The organism is Streptomyces albiflavescens, from assembly GCF_014645835.1.
GTDB classification, from domain to species: Bacteria; Actinomycetota; Actinomycetes; order Streptomycetales; family Streptomycetaceae; genus Streptomyces; species Streptomyces albiflavescens.
In genome coordinates this window covers 1-2,652 of the sequence record NZ_BMMM01000024.1, presented here as the reverse complement: position 1 = coordinate 2,652, position 2,652 = coordinate 1, and the positions used below count along the sequence as shown (strand labels likewise).

General features: G+C 69.7%; 3 protein-coding genes. 2 read left to right on the top strand and 1 reads right to left on the bottom strand.

The window, feature by feature from the left end; all coding sequences use genetic code 11:
• On the bottom strand, window positions 1-983 hold a 983-nt coding region (trpS, locus tag IEY95_RS42285; protein WP_189191591.1), incomplete at its 3' end, for a tryptophan--tRNA ligase.
• Between the two features lie 100 nt (window positions 984-1,083).
• On the opposite strand from trpS, the gene IEY95_RS42280 reads away from it, so the two are divergent.
• Entirely contained in the window at window positions 1,084-1,698 is a 615-nt protein-coding gene (locus IEY95_RS42280) for an RNA polymerase sigma factor (RefSeq protein WP_189191590.1), read from the top strand.
• The gene (locus tag IEY95_RS42275) at window positions 1,691-2,590 is read left to right on the top strand and encodes a hypothetical protein (protein WP_189191589.1); all 900 of its coding nucleotides are present in this window, start codon (window positions 1,691-1,693) and stop codon (window positions 2,588-2,590) included. Before IEY95_RS42280 ends, IEY95_RS42275 begins: the two co-directional genes overlap by 8 nt.
• The last annotated feature ends 62 nt before the right edge of the window (window positions 2,591-2,652 follow it).

The window sequence follows — 2,652 nt, the reverse complement described above, 5'->3', positions numbered from 1 at the left end:
TCGTACGCCTGGGAGAGCGTCTCCGCGGCGACGGCACGCGCCTTCTCGGCACCCTTGGCCAGGATCGAGTCGAGCGTCTCCGGGTCGTCCAGATACTGCTGGGTGCGCTCCCGGAAGGGCGTCACGAAGTCGACCATGACCTCGGCGAGGTCCGTCTTGAGCGCACCGTAGCCCTTGCCGGTGTAGTTCTGCTCCAGTTCCTCGATACCGGTTCCGGTGAGGGTCGAGTAGATGGTCAGCAGGTTGCTGATACCCGGCTTGTGCTCCGTGTCATACCTGATGACGGTGTCCGTGTCGGTGACCGCGCTCTTGACTTTCTTGGCGGTCGTCTTCGGCTCGTCGAGCAGGTTGATGAGGCCCTTGGGAGTCGACGCCGACTTGCTCATCTTGATCGTCGGTTCCTGGAGATCGAAGATCTTCGCCGTCTCCTTGAGGATGTACGGCTTCGGGACCGTGAACGTCTGACCGAAGCGGCCGTTGAAGCGCTCGGCGAGGTCACGCGTGAGCTCGATGTGCTGACGCTGGTCCTCGCCGACCGGGACCTCGTTGGCCTGGTACAGCAGGATGTCCGCGACCTGCAGGATCGGGTACGTGAAGAGGCCGACGGAGGCGCGGTCGGCGCCCTGCCTGGCGGACTTGTCCTTGAACTGCGTCATGCGGGACGCCTCGCCGAAGCCGGTGAGGCAGTTCATGATCCAGGCCAGCTGGGCGTGCTCGGGGACGTGGCTCTGCACGAAGAGCGTGCAGCGCTCCGGATCGAGACCGGCGGCGAGCAGCTGCGCGGTGGCGAGCCGGGTGTTGGCGCGCAGGTCCGCGGGGTCCTGCGGAACGGTGATCGCGTGCAGGTCGACGACCATGTAGAACGCGTCGTGGGACTCCTGCAGGGCCACCCACTGGCGGACGGCGCCGAGGTAGTTGCCGAGGTGGAACGAGCCTGCGGTGGGCTGGATTCCGGAGAGCACGCGGGGACTATCAGAGGCCATGTTCACCATTCTCTCAGGTGTGGGGGCCCGGTCCGGAACTGGTCGGAAACAGATGTGACACAGGTGGGAACCGATCGGCCTCGGGCGGTGTAGCAAGAGTGTGAGGACGCGGGAGGGGGGCCGCATCGTCGTCGACGAGGCCGTGGTGATCGCACGCGTACGCGCCGGTGAGCCGGAGGCGTACGCGGAGCTGGTCCGTGCCCACACGGGCATCGCGATCAGGGCGGCCAGGGCGCTGGGGGCGGGTGCGGACGCGGAGGACGTGGTGCAGCAGGCCTTCATCAAGGCGTACTGCTCGCTGGGGCGCTTTCGGGACGGCGCGGCGTTCAAGCCGTGGCTGCTCTCGATCGTCGCCAATGAGACGAGGAACACAGTGCGGACGGCGGTGCGCCAGCGGACGCTGGCCGGCCGGGAGGCCGCGTTCGCGGAGGCGGAGCCGCTGATACCGGAATCGACGGACCCGGCGGCCGCGGCGCTGGGGATAGAGCGCCGCGCGGCGCTGCTGGCCGCCCTGGACCAGCTGAGCGAGGAGCACCGCCTCGTCGTCACGTACCGCTATCTCCTGGAGATGGACGAACCGGAGACGGCCCAGGCCCTGGGCTGGCCACGCGGCACGGTGAAATCCCGCCTCAACCGCGCCCTGCGCAAGCTGGGCCGGCTGCTGCCGGACTTCGAACCCGGAGAGCCTCGGGAAGGGGGTGATGAGCATGAGTGAGTCGTACGGAGAAGGGGGCGCGGAGCCTTCCGGCGACCGGGATCGGAGTCGCCGTGAGGGTGTCTCACGGCTCCCGGAGGAGCTGCGGGCGCTCGGGCGCTCGCTGGACCGGCCCGGGGCGGCCGGGAGCGAGTCGATGGTCGAGCGCGTGCTGGAGCAGATACTCGCCATGGGGGTACCGCCCGCGCCCTTGAGGCAGCGGGGGAGGATCCCGGTCCCGGTGGCCGAGCCGCAGGGCCCCGGCGGGCGGCTCCGTGCGGTGCGCCGCTGGGCGCGCGTGCGCTGGCGCGCGCTGACCGCGGGCCTGTGCGGTGTGCTGACGGTCCTCGTGCTCACGCCTCCGGTGCGCGCCGCCGTCGTCGACTGGTTCGGCTTCGGCGGGGTCGCGGTGCGGTACGACCCGTCGGCGTTGCCCTCGCCCGGGGCCCGGGTGCCGGGGTGCGGCCCTTCGCTGACCCTGGCACAGGCTGGGCGACAGGCGGGGTTCGAGCCTCTTGTGCCGGGCGCTTTCGGCACGCCGGACGCGGTGACGGTCACGCGCGAACCGAAGGGGCGGCTCCTGATGAGTCTGTGCTGGCGCGAGCACGGACACACGGTGCGGCTGGACGAGTATCCGGCGAGCCTGGACATCGCCTTCACGAAGACGGTGCGGGAGTCGCCGGAGTGGGTGTCGCTGGGCGGAGACGAGGACTACGGCAATCCGGCGTTGTGGTTTCCGAAGCCGCACCTGCTGAGCTTCTGGCTGGTCGACTCGGACGGCGGCCGCTTCACCCGCTCCGAGCGGACCGCGGGGCCCACGCTGCTGTGGATGCACGAGGGCGAGGTGACCCTTCGGCTCGAAGGGGTGGCGTCGAAGGCGCGGGCGGTGGAGATCGCGAAGTCGCTGAATTGACATGCTCCTCGGGCTGAAGCCCGAGGATTCTGGCCGTCCCTGCCGGTTGCTGTGCCGCTACG